The following is a 21,280-nucleotide window of genomic DNA, read 5'->3' as shown; positions in this document are numbered from 1 at the left end:
CGGACGGATCTATCGGCTCAGGCTGCCCTTGTGCCCGGCATCGGGCCACGCGGTGTGTGACTGTCAACGGGTGTCACCAGAATTGCATCAGGGAACCCATCGCGAATGATGTTAGCCGCGGCGGACAATGCCACGTCATCCGGGTCCAGCAGGCTTATGAACACTTCCGCCTCGCTGGATGCCAGACGCCTGATGCCCTGCGCGTCGGTCGGCCCGCATTCGACGACCACCAGATCATAGGCGGCCGCCAGCGATTGCAGGATGACCGGCAGGCGGCTGGCCGCGCGCATGGCGCGGATGGGATCGGCGACACCGACCGGCATGATGTGACAGTCCGAGAAATGATCGGGGTGAAGCACGTCGGTGAATTCAGCATCGCCCGACAGAAGATCGGTTATTCCCGGCAGGCTGAGGCTTTCGAGCATGGCTCCCGACACGGCGCCCGAAGCTGTCAGGTCGACCAGGACGACCCTCAGACCAGCGTCGGCAATGTCGCGCGCAACCATGATCGCGCTGGCAGCCGCTTCATCGCCTTCCGGCGAGACGAAAACGGCCCGCGATGCCCCGCTTTCGATAAGCTTGCGAACGGCGGTGTCGATGCCGACTTCACCAAGATCGAGGCGCGTTGCCGGTGTGGCGGAAACCGATGCAGGCTCTTCCTCCATCAGCGCGGGCTCCATCTCCGTCAGGATTTGTGGCGGCAAGTCAGGTGCGACATCAGGCGAACCCTCCGACACCGTCGGGGAAACGTCTTCAGCAACGACCGGATCCTGCTGCGTCGTCTGGGCCGTCGGCTCGCCAACCTCCGGCGTCATCACTGGCTCCGGATCAGGCAGAGGCTCCGATTCGGCCGACTCCTCGACCCGCTCAGCCTGTTGTGCTTGCGCCTCCTGCAACGGTTTCGCGGTGTCTTCGGGCTGCCCGGTTGCAGCGAAGGGAATGCTCGTCGGCAAAGCGGTGGCGGCAGGTTCTGGTAGAGGCTCCTGCTCCTGAACAGGATAAGGAACAGGGGCCGGACGCATTGCGCGACCGGAAAAAAGCTCCCGAAGCAGGGTGATGATTGCCATGATCAGGATGGCGCCGAAGAAAGCGGCGCTGACGATCGGCAGCACTTTCGGGAAATAGGGCTCGGCCGGGGCAACGGCGCGTGAGAAAACCCGGGCATCGACCGGCAGGTAGTTGCGGTCCTGTCGGGCGGACGCCTCGCGATACCGGGTCAGATAGGTTTCCAGAAGCTGACGCTGGGCTGCGGCCTCACGCTCAAGTGCGTTCAGTTCCACCTCCTGCTCGCCGGCACGCGCGGATGCAGCCTTGAGCTGGTTGACCTCTGCCAGAAGCTGGTTTTCCCGCGCCTTCGCGGTTTCCGCTTCGGTCATCAGCCCCGACAACACCTTGCGCGCTTCGGACTGGATCTGCGCATCGAGGCCGGTAAGCTGCGAGCGCAAGGCACGGATGCGCGGGTGATTGTCGAGCAGCGTCGTAGAAAGATCGGTGATTTCCGACTGCAACTGGATCTGACGTTCGCGCAGCCTCTGGATCAGGCCGGAAGACATCACCTCAGGCAGCGCATCGAGGGAACCACCATTCTGAAGCGCCTGCCGCACGCTGTCCGCGGTGGCTTCAGCCGCAGCGCGGCTGGCGCGCAGGCGGGAAAGTTCGCTCGAAAGCTCGGCAAGCTGCTGCGTTGCAAGCACGGAATTGTTCTGACCCACCAGAATGTCCGATTGTCCGCGATAAGCCGCAACTTTGGCTTCCGCCTCTTTCACCCTTTTTGAAAGGTCCTCGATCTCCGGCGCCAGCCATTGGGTTGCTGCCGCGTTCGACTCAAGCTTCGCGTTTCCCTGAGACGCGATGTAGGTATCCGCGATCAGATTGGGGATTTCCGCCGCGAGCTTTGGATCCTCCGAAGAAAACTCGATCACGATCACCCGTGATCCTTCGACGCGGTATACGTTCAGCTTCTCGCGCATGCGGCGAATGACGCGCTCTTCGACAGCCATGACACCGGGATCGGACGTCAGTCCGGCAATCACGAGAAGCCGCTGCAACCCCGAACTGTTCGCGCCTTCATCGAATTCGGGCAGCTTAGCCAGCCCAAGTTGTTCGGCGACCTTTGCCAGTATCTCCGTCGAGGACACCACCTGAACCTGGCTGGTGACGCCCTGATCATCGAGAACAGGCTGCTCGCTCTGCCCGCTCTCCGGCCGGGTGAACACGGATTCCCGCGTTTCTATCAGCAGCCGCGTTTCGGCCCGATAGCGTGGCGTCGTGGTGGAGGCGAAGGCCAGCGCTGCACCGACTGCGCACAAGGCAACAATGAGTATGCGCAGCCAGTTGCGGAACAGGCTGCCAAAAAGCTGCCTGATGTCCACATCGAGATCGGCCTGGGCCAACTGGGGTCCTGACATGCGCCCTCACTCCGGAAACGGGTGAAGTCACTGTAAGGAGTTATGGTAACCCAGCCCTTAAGATGGATGTAATAATTCATTAGGCTTTGGAGAGCCGCACTCTCGATGGCTCGTTCAAATTTTACCGGCCATTAACCCTAATAGGTTGATAACGAGATGATCCTCAAGGTCCGCCACAGTGGCGGCCAGCCGAAGGTGTCGACCGGTTATGAAAAGTCCCGCCATCCTGTTGAGCGCCATGATCGCAGTCTCCGCGAGCCTGTCCGGCTGCTCCAGCTACAGGCCAACACCGGCGGCTTTCCATGAAGTGCTCAACCAGCCTTATCAGCTGGGAGCCGGTGATCGCATTCGCGTGACCGTTTTCGAGCAGGAAGGGCTGACAAATACATATAGTGTCGACCAGTCTGGCTATATATCGTTCCCGCTTGTCGGGAACATCCCGGCTCGCGGCCACACCGCTCAGCAGCTTGAGAAGCAGATCGCGGCCAAGCTGCGTCAGGGCTATCTGAGGGATCCCGACGTGTCGGTGGAGATAGATCGCTATCGGCCGATCTTCGTGATGGGCGAAGTGGGTGCAGCCGGCCAGTACTCCTATGTTCCGGGCCTCACCGTTCAGAAAGCCGTTGCAATCGCCGGCGGCTTCTCGGCGCGCGCCAATCAGGAGAGCGTGGACATAACGCGGGACATCAACGGCGAGGTCATCACCGGGCGCGTCAGGACATCCGATCCTCTGTTACCCGGCGACACCGTCTATGTACGCGAACGCCTGTTCTGAGGGATGAAGGACAAATTGCGTATCGTTCACTGCTTCCGTTCTCCTCTCGGCGGCATATTCCGGCATGTGCGCGATCTGACGGAGGCCCAGGCGGCGGCGGGACACAGCGTCGGCATCGTATGCGACTCCACAACGGGAGGCGCCTTTGAAGATGCGTTGTTCGAGCAGATCTCCGGCAATCTGGTGCTGGGCATCCATCGCACGCCCATGCAGCGCCACATCGGCATCGGTGATGCCCTCGCCGCATGGAAAACATTCAGGATCATCAAGGAATTGCAGCCGGACGTGCTTCACGGGCACGGTGCAAAGGGCGGCGCTTACGCGCGCCTTTTCGGCTCACTGTTGCGGGTTTCAGGGTCTCGCGTGGCCCGCATCTATTCTCCCCATGGCGGCAGCCTCCACTATGACGAGGAAACGCTGGCTGGCAAAACGCTGTTTGCGCTGGAGCGGGCCATGGGAAAACTCACCGATCACCTGCTGTTCGTCTCCGACCATGAACGCCGGACATATCGTCACAAAGTGGGCGCGCCGCACGGACCAAGCAGCCTCGTTTACAATGGCTTGCGTGCGGCTGAGTTCGCGCCCGTCATCGTGCGCGAAGATGCCGCCGACTTCCTCTATATCGGCATGATGCGCGACCTGAAGGGGCCGGACATCTTCATCGATGCCTTCGCCGCTGCGGAAAAACTGATGGGCCGCCCCCTGACTGCCGTGATGGTGGGAGACGGCGAAGACCTTCCGAAATACAGGGATCAGGTCGCCCGGCTGGGACTTGAAGAGAGAATCACATTTCATCAGCCGATGCCCGCCAGACAGGCCTTTGAACTGGCAAATCTGGTCATCGTGCCATCGCGAGCGGAGGCCCTGCCCTACATCGTGCTGGAAACGCTCGCAGCAGGACGGCCCATCATCGCTTCGGCTGTCGGCGGTATTCCTGAAGTGCTCGGAACTGGCTCGAAAGCGCTGATCGCACCCAAACCCGATATTCTGGCCACGTCGATAGTGTCGGCGCTATCCGATCCCGAAGCCTGCAGGCGCGCTATGCCCGATGTTGCAGCCCTCCGCAAAGTCTTCAATGCAAACGTCATGGCGGGCAGGATCGAAGCTGCCTATACTGCGACCCTCAACGGAAAAGATGAAATCGGGCGCGCCGGTGATCAGCAGGATTGCACTGCCGGATAGCGAAAAAGCCGCAACCGCGTTCAAGGCTTTCTTAGTTCTCAACTGTTATGCAGTCCGGGAACCAACAGGTTACCCATGAACGATATAGATCCCTCCCGCCGCTTTTCGGCCGACGCCGTGCGCAAGCTGAATGCCTCTTCCTCCGAGGAGAGGCCTGCCGTGCTCAATGAAATGGCACGTCAGGTCGCCACTCAACTGGAACGTGACACCCTGAGACCAGTCATGGTCAGCGGCATGCTGCGAATCATGGAATTTGCGGTGCTTCTGCTTTCGGGCCTTGGACTCTACCTGTTCTATGTCGGCCCGCTCGATGTCATGTTCTGGCATTACTGCCTCGTCATCGCCGGCGGTTCGCTCATCGCCGTCACTTTCATGGAATTCGGCGAATGCTATCAGATCGCCGCGTTGATGCGCCCCTTCGCCACGTTCTCGCGGATTTTCCTGATCTGGGCTGCCACTTTCGCGCTGATGGCGCTGACCGGCTTCGCTCTGAAGGTCAGCGGCGATTTCTCGCGCATCATGTTCGGCACCTGGTTCGTTGTCGGGTTCGTCGCCATCTTCTTCCTTCGCCTTGTCATGGCAAAGATGATCAGGCGCTGGGCACGCAACGGCCGGATGGAGCGCCGTGCGGTGATCGTCGGTGGCGGAAAGGCCGCCGAAGACCTGATCCGGGCCGTTGAGCAGCAGCCTCATAACGATATCCGCATATGCGGCATATTCGATGACCGTGACGACAAGCGCTCGCCGCCCGTCGTTGCCGGATACCCGAAGCTCGGCACCATCTCCGAGCTGATCGAATTCGCGCGGATCGCGCGCATCGATCTGCTCATTGTTTCCCTGCCGATCACCGCCGAACAGCGGGTGCTGCAATTGCTGAAGAAGCTGTGGGTGCTGCCGGTGGATATCCGCCTTTCCGCACATTCCAACGCCCTGCAGTTCCGGCCGCGCGCCTATTCCTATATCGGCTCGATACCGCTGCTCGATATATTCGACAAACCCATCAATGACTGGGATTCGGTTGCCAAGCGCGCCTTCGACATCGTCTTCAGCCTGATCGGCATCGTTCTGTTTTCGCCGATAATGATCGCCACCGCGATCGCCATCAAACTCGATTCGAAAGGCCCCGTGCTCTTCAAGCAGAAGCGCCATGGCTTCAACAATGAAGTGATCGAGGTCTACAAATTCCGGTCCATGTATGCGGACCAGTCCGACCCGACCGCCAAGAAGACCGTCACCAGAAACGACCCGCGCGTAACCCGCGTGGGACGCTTCATCCGCAAGACCTCGATCGATGAACTGCCGCAGTTTTTCAATGCGCTGTTCGGCTCGCTTTCGCTCGTGGGGCCACGCCCGCATGCGGTGGCCGCGCAATCCCACAATCTGCTCTACGCCGAAGTGGTCGACGGCTATTTCGCCCGGCATAAGGTCAAGCCCGGCGTGACCGGCTGGGCGCAGATAAACGGCTGGCGTGGCGAGATGGACACCAACGAAAAAATACGAATGCGCACCGAATACGACCTCTATTACATAGAGAACTGGTCGCTGCTGTTCGATCTCAGGATTCTCATTCTGACGCCCTTCCGTCTGCTAAACACGGAAAACGCCTATTGAGCGCCGTCGCCGATCCTGTGGCTCATCAGGCAGCGGTCAATGTAAAACTGACCAGCCTGATCGCTTCCGGATCCGTTGCACTGGCCATCCTGCTCTCCGGTTTCGTTCTTCATGAGCCGGCTCCATACGACATCTATATGGTCGCTCTGGTCGGCATATGGGCGCTCTTCGGCCTGAAACTGTCGAGAGCAGCAGCCCCCATGACCGCTCTGCTCGTGCTGTTCAATATTGGCGGACTGATCGCCATGACACAGATGGCGGAGTTGGCAGATACGCCGCTCTATCTCGCTGTTTCTGTGTTTCTGGCATTCACGGCGATCTTTTACGCCTCCGTCGCCGAAACCCGCCCCGGCCTTTTGCGCGTCATCTTCAATGCCTATGTGGTTGCGGCGGTGGCGACGTCACTGATGGGAATAGCCGGCTATTTCAACCTGTTTCCGGGCTCGGAAATGTTCACGCGTTACGGTCGCGCCTCCGGCGTCTTTCAGGACCCGAACGTGTTTGGGCCGTTTCTGGTTCTTCCGGCGATCTGGCTGCTTCACGGGCTGATGACAGGCTCCCCTGCCCGCATGGTGCTGACAGCCCTGCCCCTGTCGATCATCACCTGCGGCATCTTCCTGTCTTTTTCGCGCGGGGCATGGGGGCTATTTGCCGTCAGTGTCGTGCTGATGGTCGGACTCCTGTTCTTGCAAAGCAACAGTGGCCGTTTCCGCCTGAAGATCGTGGTCATGACTGTGGCGGCGGTCACGTTGCTCATCGTCCTTGCTCTCATCACCCTTCAGATCCCCGGTGTCGCGGACATGCTGTCCGAACGCGCACGCCTCGCACAGGATTACGACTCGGCACGCCTTGGTCGGTTTGCTCGTTATGGCATCGGCTTCATGGTGGCGCTTGAGCATCCTCTCGGTATCGGCCCTCTGGTATTCGGGAAGATTTATGGAGAGGACACACACAACATCTGGCTGAAAGCGTTGCTGGACTATGGCTGGCTGGGCTTCAGCGCCTATCTGACCCTGACCATCTGGACGCTCGCCGCCGGCCTCAGGCTGCTTTTTCGGAATCGGCCATGGCAGCCCTATCTGCTATGCGCCTATGTGGTCTACGTTGGCCATGTCGGCCTTGGAACATTTATCGACACAGATCACTGGCGCCACTTTTATCTGCTTGTAGGTATCATCTGGTCAATCATAGCGCTGGAAACCAGATATCAGAACCAACCCTCGCAAGGTGATCTGGACCATGATGAGCGAAGGCTTTAAAAACCATTCCATGAAAAGATCTGCATTTTTCACTGCACTCAGTTTCTATGCACGTGTTCTGACCGGTGTTCTCGCAGCAATCGGCATCGTCAGCATCATTTCTTTGCAGACAGGCTGGCTTACCCTTTTTTCGGAAGCCGACGGCAGAGCACTCCAGAGCGACTCATTGGCCCTCAACTCGGAGGTGCCTGCCGTGGTTGCGAAAGGGCCAAAAGTCCTTATGTCGGAGATGATACCTGTTGATCCGACCCTGACTTATGATCTTTCAGCCGAAGTGCGCAACATTGCCGGTGTTGATGTGAAAATGAGGGCTGCGCGAACATATCTAGGCGTCGTCACCTTTAACCAAAACAGGAAGGAGATCCGTGGCGGTCCCGGCACATACAGATACGCTGGCGCACTCGACTTCCAACTGTATAGCGATGCGGGCTGGAGGGCCTTATCCGGTTCCATTACCGGCGAAGGAGATGAAGCGCACACGCAGTTCCGCCCGGGCACCAGATATGTGCGGATTGTAGCACTCCTCAATTATGTGTCTGCGGGTCAGCAAGCCGAGGATATGGCTACCGAGATTCGCAACGTACGCTTTGCCCCCCGGTTGAACATGAATTCGGGCAAGTGACCTGCCCCGTCCTGTTGGCCCGCTGGCGTTCATTGCTCCGGCTTCTGGCATTTCCAGATCCGCCTTTTCCATCTGTATCGATGACCGGGCAGCGCATCGAAAGCCCTCCATGCAGCGCCGGACTGATGCAAGCTACGGCCCCTTGCGCGGTAGAAATCCGCTATTGATTAAGAGGAACCAGAGCCCGCGCGACACAGCGGCGGACAAGCCCAGAAGTCTTCCTCCGGATTTCCATCGCAAAGCACGATGTTTCCCCGCAAATTATCCGCTTCCGTCCTTTTCGGACGTTTTAGCCCTTGCGCTGCAAGTGCCCAGAATATAAGGCTTCCCTCGGTTCGGAGTGTAGCGCAGCCCGGTAGCGCACTTGACTGGGGGTCAAGGGGTCGTGGGTTCGAATCCCGCCACTCCGACCATTTTTTCTCAACGTGAGATAAAAGAATACCGGCCGCTAGAAACGGCCGGCATCCTGCATTTACAGCTTCCCGAGTTTATCGCCGGCCGAACAGAAACGATGCGGCAAGGCCGATCACCACCAGGCCGACAGCCACGGCGGCAGCGGGATGTTCGCGGGCGGTGCTTTCAATCGCACGCGCCTTTTTACGAAGATCAGGAAGGTGATCGACGACACGGCTGGAAAACTCATCGTAATAATCAGAGAGCGTATCCCGATAATCCGAAAGAGCCTCACGGCCTTCCTCGTAATAATGGTTGCCACGCCTGGAAAGCTGCTTCTTCATGGACCTCAGCTCTTTCGAGAGCTGGGCGACCTGCTTTTCGAGATCGACATCGGATAGAGACGAGAAAGGCGCCATGCTGTTTCCTTCTTTCTGAAAACCGTAAAGAAGCAAAACGCCTGATCGCCACTTTGGTTCCAGCCGTGGGTGAAGGGTGAAACGGCTCTGTTCCGGTTCGCAACCGAAGAAATCCGGGCTCCTGAAAAGCGATCAAGGCATATCGCCCGTGCCCGTTTGAACGCCACGTTGCTATCCGTGCCGCTCCAACAATTCCCATCAGTGCCGAGCCGTAAATCGACGGCGGCTCGGTGGGGGATCAGGCGCCCCGCGCAGATCCTTAGTGATCTTGCGGAGGAAGTGCCTCAGCGAACCTGATCGAGCAGGCGCTTGCATTCCAGAAGGTCGAACAGCGCCTCCTGAAGAAGAGCGCGGTTATCACGCGAGAGCCTGCCACCGTCCGGCTGAACCGGCCCCTCCTCGTCAGATTTGCCCAATCCGAAAAAGCGGCGGCTGGGCTTTGCTTTTGGCTGGCCAACCATCTGCTCTTCATCCAACGGTCGAGGCTGTGCTGCAGGGGTAAGCTCCACGGCGTCGGCGTGCTTGCGCTGAGCGATGGCTTCAACCGCCGCCAGGTCGCCATTGCCGATAGCAACCAGAAACTGGTTGCCATTCTCGCGCAGCAGCTTCTGAACACCCTTGATCGTGTAGCCCTGATCATAAAGCATGTGACGGATGCCTTTGATGAGCTCGACATCCTGCGGCCGATAATAGCGGCGGCCACCGCCACGCTTCATGGGCTTGATCTGCGTAAACCGGGTTTCCCAGAAACGCAGCACATGCTGCGGAAGATCAAGATCTTCCGCGACTTCGCTGATGGTGCGAAAGGCGTCGGGGCTCTTTTCCATGGCCGATCCTCACGAAACGCGTCAAAGACAGGAGCGCCGGCAAGGCCAGATCCTGCCTGTCAGATAACGTTCCGAATCGATAATCAGAAACGCACCTGAAGTGACGTTTATTTCAACCGTTTATGGATCAACATTCAAGCCCCGTGACAGGCACGGGTAAAAACCCATGCCTGAACAGAAGGCTATTTCCCGCCCTTGCTGCGGTTCTGATGCGAACGCAGAATGCGGTTCTTCAGCACGTTGGAGGCTTTGAAGGTCATCACACGGCGCGGCAGAATCGGCACTTCCTCGCCGGTCTTGGGGTTTCGGCCAATGCGCTCATTCTTCGAACGAACCTGAAAAGTCGCGAATGAGGACAGCTTGACCGTTTCACCACGCACGATCGCTTCGCAGATCTCGTTGAGAACCTCCTCGACCAGATCGGCCGATTCCGTCCTCGACAGTCCCACCTTGCGGTAAACAGCCTCAGCGAGATCGGCGCGCGTAAGTGTCTTTCCCCCCATGCGTCCGTCCAATCCGTTAAAATAATGACCACAAGAAACGAGGGCGGAGCCTAAGTAATTGATCCATAAAGGTCAAGTCCGTTCAGGCGCCGCCGGTCAAAGCTTTACCACCGCAGCAGAACAGCACCCCAGGTGAAACCGCCGCCCATGGCTTCGAGCAGCACGAGATCGCCGGCCTTAATGCGTCCGTCGGCGGCGGCCACGGCAAGCGCCAGCGGCACAGAGGCGGCGGAGGTGTTGCCGTGGAGATCGACCGTGATCACCACCTTTTCCTCGGCGATGCCGAGTTTTTTGGCGGAGGCATCGATGATGCGCTTGTTGGCCTGATGCGGCACGAACCAGTCGATATCATCTGCGGTTATACCCGCCTGCGAGAACGTCGCCTCGATAACGTCGGTGATCATGCCAACGGCGTGTTTGAAAACCTCGCGGCCTTCCATTCTCAGGTGACCGATGGTGCCGGTGGTCGAAACACCGCCGTCAACATACAGCTTTCCCTTGTGCTGCCCGTCCGAACGAAGGGCAGCGGCCAGCACGCCGCGATCGGCAATGGTCCCCTCGTCCTCGCCAGCTTCCAGTACAATTGCCCCGGCTCCGTCACCGAACAGCACGCATGTCGTGCGATCCTCCCAGTCCAGAAGTCGCGAAAAAGTCTCGGCGCCGATGACCAGCGCGCGTCTGGAAAGACCGCCGCGAATATAGGCATCCGCCGTGGTGACGGCATAGACGAATCCCGAGCAAACCGCCTGCATGTCGAATGCAAAGCCGTGATGCATCCCGAGCAGGTTCTGGATTTCGACGGCAGTTGCCGGAAAGGTGTTGTTGGGTGTCGACGTGGCCAGAACGATCAGATCGATATCATCAGGCGTCAGACCGGCATTGTCGAGCGCAGCGCGTGCGGCAGCCGCTCCCAAAGAAGCCGTTGTCTCGTCAGCAGCTGCGATATGGCGCTGGCGAATGCCGGTGCGTTGCGCAATCCATTCATCCGAGGTCTCCAGCATTCCCTCGAACTCGGAGTTCTTCATGATGCGGCGGGGCAAGGCCGAACCGGCGCCGCGGACGATTGATCTGATCAAGGTCTACTTATCCTTCTTCGCCGGTCCCGACGACGGGCTCTTCGCTGGTTTGGCCTTGCGGGTTTCGCGAATGAAACAGATCGATATCTGCCTGTACGCGCTCCAGCAATTTGTTTCTGACCATGTCATATCCAAGCTCGACGGCGGCTGCAAACCCGCCGGAATCCGCCCCGCCATGGCTTTTCACGACGATGCCGTTAAGGCCGAGGAAGACGCCGCCGTTCGAGCGGCTGACATCCATTTTCTCACGCAGCTGATTGAACGCACCGCGGGCAAAAATATAGCCGATACGGGCCATCAGAGTGCGGTTCATGGCCGCCTTGAGGTATCCTGCGATCTGCCGGGCCGTGCCCTCGGCAGTCTTCAGCGCTATGTTGCCGGAAAAGCCTTCGGTGACCACAACGTCGACCGTGCCTTTTCCGATGTCGTCGCCCTCGACGAAACCGCGATAGTCGAGCGAGGCAAGGTCGGCTTCACGAAGCATCCGCCCCGCTTCCTTGACCTCTTCCTGCCCTTTCACCTCTTCGACGCCAACATTGAGCAGCCCCACCGTCGGGCGTTCCACGCCGAACAGGACGCGGGCCATCCCTGTGCCCAATATGGCGAAATCAACGAGCTGCTGTGCGTCACCACCGATCGTTGCGCCGACATCCAGCACCACGCTCTCGGAACGCACATTCGGCCAGATGGCTGCAATGGCCGGCCGGTCCACATTGGCCATGGTGCGCAGGCAGAACTTGGCCATGGCCATCAGTGCGCCGGTGTTGCCGGCTGAAATGCAGGCATCTGCCTGACCGTTCTTCACGGCATCGATGGCATTCCACATCGAGGATGTGCCGCGTCCGTGGCGAAGTGCCTGGCTCGGCTTATCATCCATCTGGATGGCCACGTCGCAGTGCACGAACTCGCTGACGTTCGCGAGGCCCGGGAATTTCGCCAGTTCAGGGCGCACCGCATCTTCGCGGCCAAAGATAACGAACCTTATGTCCGGACGCCGTGACGCAACAGTCGCAAGAGCGGGAATAACCACGCCAGCGCCATGGTCGCCGCCCATTGCATCGATCGAAATTCTGATCACGCCGTCACTGTCTCACTTCTGGTTTTTCGGCCGCCCGAAATTTCCGGCGAAAATAGCGTTTTTGCTCGGCCACACAACTGACTTTTGCGATATGGGCCGCGTTTCAGCCTTTTCCGAGAAGACCACGCAGTTTTTTCTGGAATTCGGTTTCCTCCCGAGCCTCCATTCCGGAGGTGTCGAGCACCGCTCCCGGCTTGCGCGGATAGGGATCGATCGCCAGTCCGAAGAATTCTTCGGCAAGCGCACCGGCATCGATTACGTCGCCGCTGAAAAGCTCGGGGCTATCCGGCCCGTCGGCATCGAGAACCATTTCGCCCTGCTGCTCGAAGCGTGCAAGCTTCGAGCCCTGCGACAGGAACAGCCCCTCAACCGCTTCATCTATATGGGTTTTGATCGGTTCCAGCGTTACCACGCAATTCTGAGTAATATCGGCAACCACCCTGCCCGCGATCTTCACCCCGTTGCGCTTCCACGCCGTCACCAGCAGTTCCGCCCGGTAGGCTTCGACCGAAACAAGCTCATGCACCACGGCAAGGGCCCTGCGCTGGTCTTCGCTGGCTTCAACCGTCACCGGCAATCCAGTCTGCGGCAGGCGCGCGACATGGACTTCAAAGGAAACAGGGCTTTTTTCGTCGGCTTCGTTCATTTCATTTCCCCTGATCGTCTGCCTGAGGATAGTGGACCTTGCCCGCGCAGATCGCCTCAACGGGCTGGGAGGCCAGGTTTTCGACAGCCGCTTTCACATAAGCGGCGAGTTGTGGCGATTCGGCCCACTCCTCCTGGTCGGGGCGAATATTCCTGCACAGCGCTGCTTCCAGAGCCGCATCGTCCTGTCTTTCGATGGCGTCGGCATAGGCGGCGGTGCGCCCATAATACATCTTCGCCAGACGCTTCATCCGCTTCGGCACACCAACGTCGCTGATGCCAAGCTCGCGCAGCGAATGGTCGACATCGAGAAAGAACTCGTCGATCAGCACCTGGGCGATATTGCGGGCTTCAGCGCTTTCGGCATGCAGGCGATGCTGGAACAGGAACATGTGCAGCGACAGCATCTCGAATCGGCCAAGCGGCGTGTCCGGCACGTTCCACTGCGAATAGAAATGAGGCTGCCGCGCGGCTGCCACGATTTCCTCGTAGAGCGCATCAGCAATTATGCGATTTGAATGGCGTTCGCGGCCGAACAGACGCTTGAACATGAAAAAGGTGGTCTCCCGGGACCTTTGATTGTTTGGGCGGCCTTGTTGCATCGGCGGCTAAGCTGGTTTACCGCTTTTGCGGCCCCGTGCAAGCGGGCTTGCAAGGCTGATTGGATGGAGTTGTCGTTGCACGCGAAGAGATTCAAGTCGACATTTTCGTCGCGCCCCGCCGGGTTTGCCTCGTTGCTGGTTGTCGCGGCTGCCCTTTCGGCATGCAACAGCTCCAAGATGATAGGCGATCTCAACCCAGGCGAGACGCTGCATCAGGGCTATGTCGTCGACCAGCAATCGCTGGATATGGTGCCGGTTGGGTCCAGCCGCGAGCAGGTGCTGCTGGCGCTCGGCACGCCCTCGACCACGGCCACCTTCGACAACGAAGTTTTCTATTACATTTCCCAGACCCGCAAACGCTCCGTCGCCTTCGCCAATCCGAAGGTCGTCGAGCAAAGCGTGCTCGCCGTCTATTTCGGTAATGATGGCCGCGTCACCAACATCGCCAATTACGGCCTGAAGGACGGCAAGGTGTTCGACTTCATCAGCCGCACCACACCGACGGCAGGCAAGGACCAGAACTTCCTTGCACAGGTCATCAGCGGCGCCGGAAAGATGAGCCCCGGTCAGGTCGGCAACATCATCGGCGGCAACTGATACGGTTCGCAAGAGAGGTTTTCCCAAATAGAAACCCCGCGAGGATCGCTCCTCGCGGGGTTTCTTTTCCAGAAAGACCGAATCAGCCGTGCGCCAGCACGGCCAGCAGCAGCAAGGCCACGATATTGGTGATCTTGATGGCGGGATTGACCGCCGGACCGGCCGTATCCTTGTAGGGATCGCCGACCGTATCGCCGGTCACGGAAGCCTTGTGCGCTTCCGAGCCCTTCAGGTGCTTCACGCCGTCCTTGTCGGTGAAACCGTCCTCGAAGGATTTCTTGGCGTTGTCCCAGGCGCCGCCGCCGGAGGTCATCGAAATGGCAACGAACAGACCGTTGACGATGACGCCGAGCAGCGAGGCGCCAAGCGCCGCGAACGCGGAGGCCTTGGAACCGGAGATCAGCAGCACGCCGAAATAGACGACGAGCGGTGCCAGCACCGGCAGCAGCGAAGGAATGATCATCTCCTTGATCGCCGCCTTGGTCAGGATATCGACCGCCCGCGCATAATTCGGCTTGGAGGTCCCCTGCATGATGCCCGGATCCTCGCGGAACTGCCTGCGCACCTCTTCCACGATCGAGCCCGCCGCGCGGCCGACGGCCGTCATGGCGATACCGCCGAACAGGTAGGGAATGAGGCCGCCGAAGATCAGGCCAGCCACCACGTAAGGGTTGGAGAGGTCGAACGACACCGTGCCCAGATCCGCGAAATACGGATATTTGTCGGAGTTGGCAGCGAAATATTGCAGGTCGTTCGAGTAGGCCGCGAACAGCACCAGCGCACCGAGGCCGGCCGAACCGATGGCGTAGCCCTTGGTCACGGCCTTGGTGGTGTTGCCGACTGCATCGAGCGCGTCGGTCGACTGGCGCACTTCCTTGGGCAGACCCGACATTTCGGCAATGCCGCCGGCATTGTCGGTCACCGGGCCGAAAGCGTCGAGCGCCACGATCATGCCGGCGAGACCGAGCATTGTGGTGACCGCGATCGCCGTGCCGAACAGGCCGGCAAGCTGGAAGGTGGCGATGATGCCGCCGACGATGACGATCGCCGGAAGCGCCGTCGATTCCAGCGAAACCGCAAGGCCCTGAATGACGTTGGTGCCGTGACCGGTCACCGATGCCTGGGCGATGGAGTTTACCGGGCGCTTGTTGGTGCCGGTGTAATACTCGGTAATGACGACGATCAGCGCCGTCACCACGAGGCCGATCAGGCCGCACGCGAACAGGCTGCCACCGGTTATGGTCATGCCGTTGGCAACGCCCACCTCGCCCCAGCCGATGGTGAACTGGTTGGCGATGGCAAGCCCCGCGACCGACAGGACGCCGGTGACGATCAGGCCCTTGTAGAGCGCGCCCATGATCGAGCCGTTGGAGCCGAGCTTGACGAAGAATGTGCCGGCAATAGAGGTGATGATGCAGGCCCCGCAGATGGCCAGCGGATAGAGCATCATGTCGCCAAGGTTCGGCGCATTGGCGAAGAAGATCGCAGCCAGCACCATGGTGGCGACCACCGTGACCGCATAGGTCTCGAACAGGTCGGCGGCCATGCCGGCACAGTCGCCGACATTGTCGCCCACATTGTCGGCGATGGTGGCGGGGTTGCGCGGATCATCCTCCGGGATGCCGGCTTCCACCTTCCCCACCAGATCGCCGCCGACATCCGCACCCTTGGTGAAGATGCCGCCGCCGAGACGGGCAAAGATGGAGATCAGCGAAGCGCCGAAACCGAGCGATACCAGCGCATCGACCACTTCACGGCTCGCCGGCGCATGGCCGAGCGGGCCGGTCAGCACCCAGTAGTAGACGGAGACGCCGAGCAGCGCGAGGCCGGCCACGAGCAGTCCGGTGATCGCACCCGATTTGAAAGCAATGTCGAGGCCGGCGGCGAGGCTGTTGGAGGCAGCCTGTGCGGTGCGCACATTAGCCCGGACGGACACATGCATGCCGATGAACCCCGCAACGCCCGAGAGCACCGCGCCAATCAGGAAACCGAATGCGGCGGTCGCGGACAACAGCCACCACGCAAGCACGAAGACGACGACGCCGACGATGGCGATGGTGGTGTACTGGCGCGCCAGATATGCCTGTGCGCCTTCACGGATGGCTGCGGAGATTTCCTGCATGCGTGCATTGCCCTGATCGGCGGCAAGCACCGATTTGGTCGCCCATATGGCGTACAGGACAGAAAGCAGGCCGCAGGCGATGACGACATAAAGCATGGTCATTGCCGGATGTTCCTCACATTGTGGCCCGCAAGAACCCTCTCCCCGGGCCGTTGCAACAAGGCCGCGTATTATTGTGCAGTGCGACCTATTGTAGCGGCTTAGGCGAAACCTGTGCGCAACGTCAAGATATTGTTACATTTTTGCCCGGATTTCGCCTGAAAGTAGCATTCCGCGCTGCAAAAGAGCGAATCATCAGCCCTTCTTCAGATCCCGGTCCGGCTGGACCACGTAGATCAGCACCGCAAGCATGGTCATGTAGAATTTGAAGGCAGCTTCCTGCCCGTTCCATGTGCTGGACTGCCACATGGCGAACCATTCGCCGCCAACGACCATGAAGCCGAAATACCAGACCAGAAACCCCATGGTGGTGCCGATAATGACGAATTTCTTGGCTTCGTTGAAGGTTTCGCCGCTGGCGTTGCGCGCCTGCAAAAGCTGCCATGCCGCGATCAGGAACAGCACGCAGGTCAGCGCCTCGCCGATGATGATCAGCCAGTAGCCGGCTGTCCAGAGCGAGGGATTGGTGATGGCACGATACATCAGCTTATTGCCGGGAAAGGTCGTATCCATAGACAACACATGCTGTACAAAAGCGTAGTTCGATCCATAGTCGGTGATGTTTCCGAAGGCCACGAGGAAAGCAAAAGCCGACAGGCACAGGCACATCACAATTTTGGAAAGGCGCGAGGTCATGGCAAAATTTCCTTCTGATGACTCAGCGAAGCGCCATCAAACGCTGAGTCCGCCACACCATGCAAGGGAGCAAAAAGCCGGGGTCACACTCACGGAATCGGCTCGCCATTACGCCGTGCGCGCAAGCGTCCTGCCCGATCTGGAAGGCATGAGCCTGTCCGAAGCCAGCCAGACAGGCGATGTCGTTTCGCTTGTGAGCCATGGCGAAACCCACGATTTCGCGATCATCCGCAGGCGGTGGATCGTCTCAGCCAGCGGTACGAGGCTCGAAATAACGCTCGATCATCCGCCCCGGCAAGCTCTTCGCTGAATTCAGGCGGCGCGCTGCCGGCGATCGAGCATGCCCTGAAGCGCCAGCATGGCAAGGCACAGGCCGGAGAACGGGAACAGGATCCACGCCAGCATGTCCCAGCCCCAGGCATTGTAGACCGCACCCGACATCAGAGAACCGAAGGCGACGCTGGAGAACAGCACGAAGTCGTGGAAGCCCTGCACCTTGCCCTTTTCTTCCGGCGTATAGCATTCGGCAACGATCGCCGTGGAGCCGATGAAGCCGAAGTTCCAGCCGAGGCCGAGCAGGATCAGCGCCGTCCAGAACTGCCACAGCTGGATACCTGAGAGTGCCACCAGCCCGCAGGCGATCAGCAGCACGAAGCCGATGGCGACGATCGTGGGCGCGCCGTAGCGGCTGATCAGGCGTCCGGTGAAGAAGCTCGGCGCGAACATCGCCATGACGTGCCAGGAAATGCCCAGCGTCGCCTCGTCGGAGGTGAAGCCGCAGCCGACCATGGCCAGCGGCGCGCCCGTCATCACGAAGGTCATCAGCGCATAGGAGCCGACAGCACAGACCAGTGCCGTGATGAAACGCGGACGGGTGACGATCTCGATCAGCGGACGGCCCGTGGACGTGACCTCCACCACCTTTTCCACCATCGGGCGCGGGCGCAATTGCGCAAGCACGATGGCGCCAATACCGGCCAGCACGACCAGCGAGGCGAAAGCGCCGGCAAACATCACCGGGGCCAGAAGATCCTTGGTGAAGATGACGACCTGCGGCCCCAGCATGGCGGTGAACACGCCACCCGCCAGCACGAACGAAATGGCGCGCGCCTTGAAAGCCGGAGGCGCATTGTCGGCCGCCGCGAAGCGGAACTGCTGCACGAAAGCACCGCCGAACCCCACCACCATAAGGCCGAAGGCAAACAGCCAGAAACTCGACTGGTAAAGCGCGATGGTGGCGATGATGCCGCCAAGCGCCGTCAGGCCCGTTCCGGTGAGAAAACCGTCGCGCTGACCCATGCGGCGCACGATTGCAGCCGCAGGCAGCGCGCCCACGGCAACGCCGACGTTGAAGCCGGTCAGAGGCGCCGTGGCCAGAGATTTGTCGACACCAAGCAGGAAATGACCGGCAAGAGCACCAAGCGCAAAGCAGATCGGCGCGGCCGACCCGACGATTGCCTGAGCAGTTGCAAGGATCAGCGCCGTCCTGCGCGCCTCCCGCTCAACCGCGGATGCCGGCGCGCCGGAAGCAGCCTGCCCTGATGCGCTCATAATCCCTCCTGGCCCTTACCCCGGCCCTCGCCGCGAACACGGCGCGAAATCCGGTCAAGCACTGCATTCACGAGCTTCGGCTCGTCTTCTTCATAAAATGCCTTGGCGATGTCCACATATTCCGAGACGATCACGGCCACCGGCACATCGGCGCGCATCATCAGCTCGTAGGTGCCGGCACGCAAAATGGCGCGCAGCGTCGAATCGAGGCGCGACAGCGGCCAGTCTTCCGTCAGAGCCTGCCGGATGATCGGATCAAGCGACTTCTGTTTCTCCACGACGCCGGCAAGAATGGCACGGAACCATTGCGCATCCGCTTCGCGGTAGAGCGCGCCGTCCACTTCCTTGCCGAGCCGGAAGGATTCGTATTCCGCCGTGATTTCCAGCAATCCGCTGCCGGCGACATCCATCTGGTAAAGCGCCTGCACGGCGGCAAGGCGCGCCGCACCACGCTTGTTGGCCTGCCGCGGAGGGGGATTGGTATTTGCAGGTTCGGTCACGAGCGTACGGCTCCAAGCCTGTCCTGAACCGCAATCATGGTCAGCGCGGCGCGCGCGGCAAAGCCACCCTTGTCGCCTTCGCTGCGGCGGGCCCGTGCCCACGCCTGCTCTTCGTTCTCTGTCGTGAGAATGCCATTGCCGATGCAGATCGATTCATCCACCGAAAGCTCCATCAGCGCGCGCGCGGATTCGTTGGCGACGATGTCGAAATGATAGGTCTCGCCGCGAATGACGGTGCCAAGCGCGACAAAGCCGTCATAGCTCTCGCCATCTTCGGCTTCTGCATCGAGCGCGAAGGAGATCACCGCCGGAATTTCCAGCGCACCGGGAACAGTGACGACATCATAATCCGCCCCGGCTTCATCGAGCGCGGCCTTGGCGCCCTCAAGCAGAGCGTCGGCGAGATCCTCGTAAAAACGGGCCTCAATGATGAGCAGTTTCTTCTTCTGGTTCTGGGTCATTGTCCAATTCGTCTCCGGCAGTGCCGGTCAATTAGGCCTAAGCGCGGGCGACCGCAAGCCTCACGCGCCGGACAATGGTTAGGTCAGCCTTGTGCGGCGTCAGTATCCCCCGGGGTATCCTTGCGCGGCAGCCTCCGAAAGACGTGCGGCATAGCGCGCCATCGTGTCGATTTCCAGATTGACGCGATCCCCCACCTGACGCTCACCCCATGTCGTCACCTGAAGCGAGTGATGGATGAGAAGAACGTCGAATCGCCTTCCATCCACCTTGTTCACGGTGAGGGAAGTGCCGTCCAGGCCAACCGATCCCTTAGGCGCGATGAAGCGCGCGAATTCCGCCGGTGCTTCAAGCGTGAAGCGCACCGCCTCGCCCTCGTCGCGCCGTTCCACGATCTCGGCCATGCCATCGACATGCCCCGAGACGATGTGACCGCCCAGCTCGTCGCCGATCTTCAGCGCCCGCTCCAGATTGAGCCGCGTTCCGCTCTTCCACTGTGAAGCTGTGGTGAGGCGCAGTGCCTCCTCCCATGCCTCGACCTCGAACCAGCGCGCATTAGAGCCCGCCTCCGGCAATCTGGTGACGGTGAGGCATACGCCCGCACAGGCGATCGACGCGCCAATGGCAATGGTTTCAGGATCATAGGCCGTTTCGATGCGCAGTCGCACCCCCTCGTCCAGCGGTTCTGCGACCGCAACATTGCCGACATCGGTGACGATACCCGTGAACATCAGACGATCCTTACCCATTCTGCGAAACCGTCCTGATCGAACTGCATTTCGCGCAATTTGCGAAAACCTTCCGGTATCCGGTTGGGATCAACCGGTGCGGGGAGCCCCTCAGGTCCCACCTCCACCGCACCCCGGAACAAAACGATGCGGTCGACGAGGCCCTCGTCGAGAAACGACCAGGCAATCGCCGCTCCACCTTCGACGATCACGCTCGACATGCCAAGCGCCGCCAGATCCTCAAGCAGTTCCGGCAGGGCGATCCTGCCATCGTGAACCTCGGTGCCGATGAAGCGCACGCCCTGCCGCTCAAGGGCGGCCCTGCGCTGCGGATCGGCTTCAAGACTGGAGGCAATGTAAAGGGGCACGCGGTCGACGCCGGAGATCAGCCGTGCGGTCGGAGGCAGCCTGATCTCGCTGTCCAGAATGATGCGCGCCGGCGAGCGGTTCTCAAGCCCCGGCAGGCGAACCGTCAGTTCCGGATCGTCTTCAAGCGCGGTGCCAATGCCAATCAGAATGGCGTCCGCCTCCGTGCGCATCAGGTGAACCTCGCGGCGCGCCACCTCGCCGGTGATCGCCACCTGCCCCTGCCCTTTTGCACCGATCTTGCCATCGCTGGAAAGTGCCATCTTGAGAATGACCTCGGGGCGCCGCTTCAACGATCTCATCAGATAGCCTGAGAGCTGATCCGATGCCGCCGCGGCCAGCACGCGCTCCGTCACCTCCACGCCGGCCTCGCGCAATATGGCATAGCCCTTGCCGGACACGCGCGGGTCGGGATCGCTAGCCGCCCCCACAACGCGCGCGATACCAGCCCTGACCAGTGCCTCGGCGCATGGCGGCGTGCGGCCATGATGCGCGCAGGGTTCCAGCGTCACGTAGGCAGTGGCGCCCCGCGCAAGCTCACCGGCTTCCGCCAGCGCCTCGGTTTCAGCATGCGGCCGTCCGCCGATCGCCGTCACACCGGTGCCCACGATCATCGGCCCGGCGCCGTCATCACGGACGATGATCGTGCCGACAGAAGGGTTCGTGGAGGTGCGCCCGCTGTTGCGGCGCGACAGGCGCAGTGCCGCCGCCATGAAGCGGCGGTCGAGTTCGTCCTGCTCAGGATTGCCGGTGCCGCCCATC

At 60.4% G+C, this 21,280-nt stretch carries 22 protein-coding genes and 1 tRNA gene; 8 read left to right on the top strand and 15 right to left on the bottom strand.

Going from position 1 to position 21,280, the window contains the following annotated elements:
* Positions 1-17: 17 nt before the first annotated feature.
* Complete coding sequence (locus AC5XE7_RS00780) at positions 18-2,408, bottom strand: exopolysaccharide transport family protein (RefSeq protein ID WP_495364537.1); 2,391 nt, start codon at positions 2,406-2,408, stop codon at positions 18-20.
* 208 nt (positions 2,409-2,616) lie between these two features.
* Here AC5XE7_RS00780 and AC5XE7_RS00775 point away from each other — a divergent pair, with 208 nt between their 5' ends.
* From AC5XE7_RS00775 to AC5XE7_RS00750, 6 genes are all read left to right on the top strand, one after another.
* Positions 2,617-3,183, top strand: a complete 567-nt coding sequence (locus AC5XE7_RS00775; protein ID WP_183830696.1) for a polysaccharide biosynthesis/export family protein — start codon at positions 2,617-2,619, stop codon at positions 3,181-3,183.
* A 3-nt stretch (positions 3,184-3,186) separates the two neighbouring features.
* The gene (locus AC5XE7_RS00770) at positions 3,187-4,365 is read left to right on the top strand and encodes a glycosyltransferase family 4 protein (RefSeq protein WP_495364538.1); all 1,179 of its coding nucleotides are present in this window, start codon (positions 3,187-3,189) and stop codon (positions 4,363-4,365) included.
* 75 nt (positions 4,366-4,440) lie between these two features.
* Positions 4,441-5,976 carry an undecaprenyl-phosphate glucose phosphotransferase gene (locus tag AC5XE7_RS00765; protein ID WP_495364539.1) on the top strand — a complete coding sequence of 512 codons (1,536 nt, stop codon included), beginning with the start codon at positions 4,441-4,443 and terminating at the stop codon, positions 5,974-5,976.
* Entirely contained in the window at positions 5,973-7,235 is a 1,263-nt protein-coding gene (locus tag AC5XE7_RS00760; RefSeq protein WP_495364540.1) for an O-antigen ligase family protein, read from the top strand. Before AC5XE7_RS00765 ends, AC5XE7_RS00760 begins: the two co-directional genes overlap by 4 nt.
* On the top strand, positions 7,216-7,857 hold the full coding sequence (locus AC5XE7_RS00755; RefSeq protein WP_495364541.1) for a hypothetical protein: 642 nt from the start codon (positions 7,216-7,218) through the stop codon (positions 7,855-7,857). The genes AC5XE7_RS00760 and AC5XE7_RS00755 overlap by 20 nt, the downstream gene beginning before the upstream one ends.
* A gap of 336 nt (positions 7,858-8,193) precedes the next feature.
* Positions 8,194-8,270, top strand: a tRNA-Pro gene (locus tag AC5XE7_RS00750).
* Between the two features lie 75 nt (positions 8,271-8,345).
* Here the strand turns inward: AC5XE7_RS00750 and AC5XE7_RS00745 are convergent.
* From AC5XE7_RS00745 to AC5XE7_RS00715, 7 genes are all read right to left on the bottom strand, one after another.
* Positions 8,346-8,669 (bottom strand): hypothetical protein, encoded by a 324-nt coding sequence (locus tag AC5XE7_RS00745; RefSeq protein ID WP_495364542.1) that lies wholly within the window; start codon positions 8,667-8,669, stop codon positions 8,346-8,348.
* A gap of 284 nt (positions 8,670-8,953) precedes the next feature.
* Entirely contained in the window at positions 8,954-9,496 is a 543-nt protein-coding gene (locus AC5XE7_RS00740) for a MerR family transcriptional regulator (RefSeq protein WP_183830708.1), read from the bottom strand.
* A gap of 182 nt (positions 9,497-9,678) precedes the next feature.
* Entirely contained in the window at positions 9,679-9,999 is a 321-nt protein-coding gene (locus AC5XE7_RS00735; protein WP_183830709.1) for an integration host factor subunit alpha, read from the bottom strand.
* Between the two features lie 104 nt (positions 10,000-10,103).
* Positions 10,104-11,075: a beta-ketoacyl-ACP synthase III gene (locus AC5XE7_RS00730; RefSeq protein WP_495364543.1), complete on the bottom strand. Its 972-nt coding sequence runs from the start codon at positions 11,073-11,075 to the stop codon at positions 10,104-10,106.
* A gap of 7 nt (positions 11,076-11,082) precedes the next feature.
* Positions 11,083-12,153, bottom strand: coding sequence for a phosphate acyltransferase PlsX (gene plsX, locus AC5XE7_RS00725; RefSeq protein ID WP_495364544.1), 1,071 nt, complete (start codon positions 12,151-12,153; stop codon positions 11,083-11,085).
* 103 nt (positions 12,154-12,256) lie between these two features.
* The gene (locus AC5XE7_RS00720) at positions 12,257-12,799 is read right to left on the bottom strand and encodes a YceD family protein (protein ID WP_495364545.1); all 543 of its coding nucleotides are present in this window, start codon (positions 12,797-12,799) and stop codon (positions 12,257-12,259) included.
* Position 12,800: 1 nt separating this feature from the next.
* Entirely contained in the window at positions 12,801-13,349 is a 549-nt protein-coding gene (locus AC5XE7_RS00715; protein WP_183830713.1) for a ubiquinol-cytochrome C chaperone family protein, read from the bottom strand.
* 126 nt (positions 13,350-13,475) lie between these two features.
* Between AC5XE7_RS00715 and AC5XE7_RS00710 the strand changes: the two genes are divergently transcribed.
* Positions 13,476-13,997, top strand: coding sequence for an outer membrane protein assembly factor BamE (locus AC5XE7_RS00710; RefSeq protein ID WP_239798957.1), 522 nt, complete (start codon positions 13,476-13,478; stop codon positions 13,995-13,997).
* An 82-nt stretch (positions 13,998-14,079) separates the two neighbouring features.
* On the opposite strand, the gene AC5XE7_RS00705 is transcribed toward AC5XE7_RS00710, so the two are convergent.
* Positions 14,080-16,221 (bottom strand): sodium-translocating pyrophosphatase, encoded by a 2,142-nt coding sequence (locus tag AC5XE7_RS00705; protein ID WP_495364546.1) that lies wholly within the window; start codon positions 16,219-16,221, stop codon positions 14,080-14,082.
* Between the two features lie 192 nt (positions 16,222-16,413).
* A complete protein-coding gene (locus AC5XE7_RS00700) occupies positions 16,414-16,914 on the bottom strand; it encodes a DUF2165 family protein (protein ID WP_495364547.1) in 501 nt (166 codons plus the stop codon).
* Here AC5XE7_RS00700 and AC5XE7_RS00695 point away from each other — a divergent pair.
* On the top strand, positions 16,913-17,224 hold the full coding sequence (locus AC5XE7_RS00695; protein WP_495364548.1) for a hypothetical protein: 312 nt from the start codon (positions 16,913-16,915) through the stop codon (positions 17,222-17,224). The genes AC5XE7_RS00700 and AC5XE7_RS00695 overlap by 2 nt on opposite strands.
* Before the next feature lie 2 nt (positions 17,225-17,226).
* Here the strand turns inward: AC5XE7_RS00695 and AC5XE7_RS00690 are convergent, their stop codons facing one another.
* From AC5XE7_RS00690 to ribD, 5 genes are all read right to left on the bottom strand, one after another.
* A complete protein-coding gene (locus tag AC5XE7_RS00690) occupies positions 17,227-18,465 on the bottom strand; it encodes an MFS transporter (RefSeq protein ID WP_495364549.1) in 1,239 nt (412 codons plus the stop codon).
* Positions 18,462-18,965, bottom strand: coding sequence for a transcription antitermination factor NusB (nusB, locus tag AC5XE7_RS00685; protein ID WP_239798962.1), 504 nt, complete (start codon positions 18,963-18,965; stop codon positions 18,462-18,464). Before nusB ends, AC5XE7_RS00690 begins: the two co-directional genes overlap by 4 nt.
* Complete coding sequence (gene ribH / locus AC5XE7_RS00680) at positions 18,962-19,426, bottom strand: 6,7-dimethyl-8-ribityllumazine synthase (protein ID WP_239798963.1); 465 nt, start codon at positions 19,424-19,426, stop codon at positions 18,962-18,964. Before ribH ends, nusB begins: the two co-directional genes overlap by 4 nt.
* A gap of 99 nt (positions 19,427-19,525) precedes the next feature.
* On the bottom strand, positions 19,526-20,155 hold the full coding sequence (locus AC5XE7_RS00675) for a riboflavin synthase (RefSeq protein WP_495364663.1): 630 nt from the start codon (positions 20,153-20,155) through the stop codon (positions 19,526-19,528).
* Positions 20,155-21,279: a bifunctional diaminohydroxyphosphoribosylaminopyrimidine deaminase/5-amino-6-(5-phosphoribosylamino)uracil reductase RibD gene (gene ribD / locus AC5XE7_RS00670; RefSeq protein WP_495364550.1), complete on the bottom strand. Its 1,125-nt coding sequence runs from the start codon at positions 21,277-21,279 to the stop codon at positions 20,155-20,157. The genes AC5XE7_RS00675 and ribD overlap by 1 nt, the downstream gene beginning before the upstream one ends.
* Position 21,280: the final 1 nt, after the last annotated feature.

Source organism: Aquamicrobium sp. YD-1-mutant5 (assembly GCF_059509755.1).
Note: the sequence above shows the minus strand (reverse complement) of the source record. Positions and strands in the feature narration are given on the sequence as shown.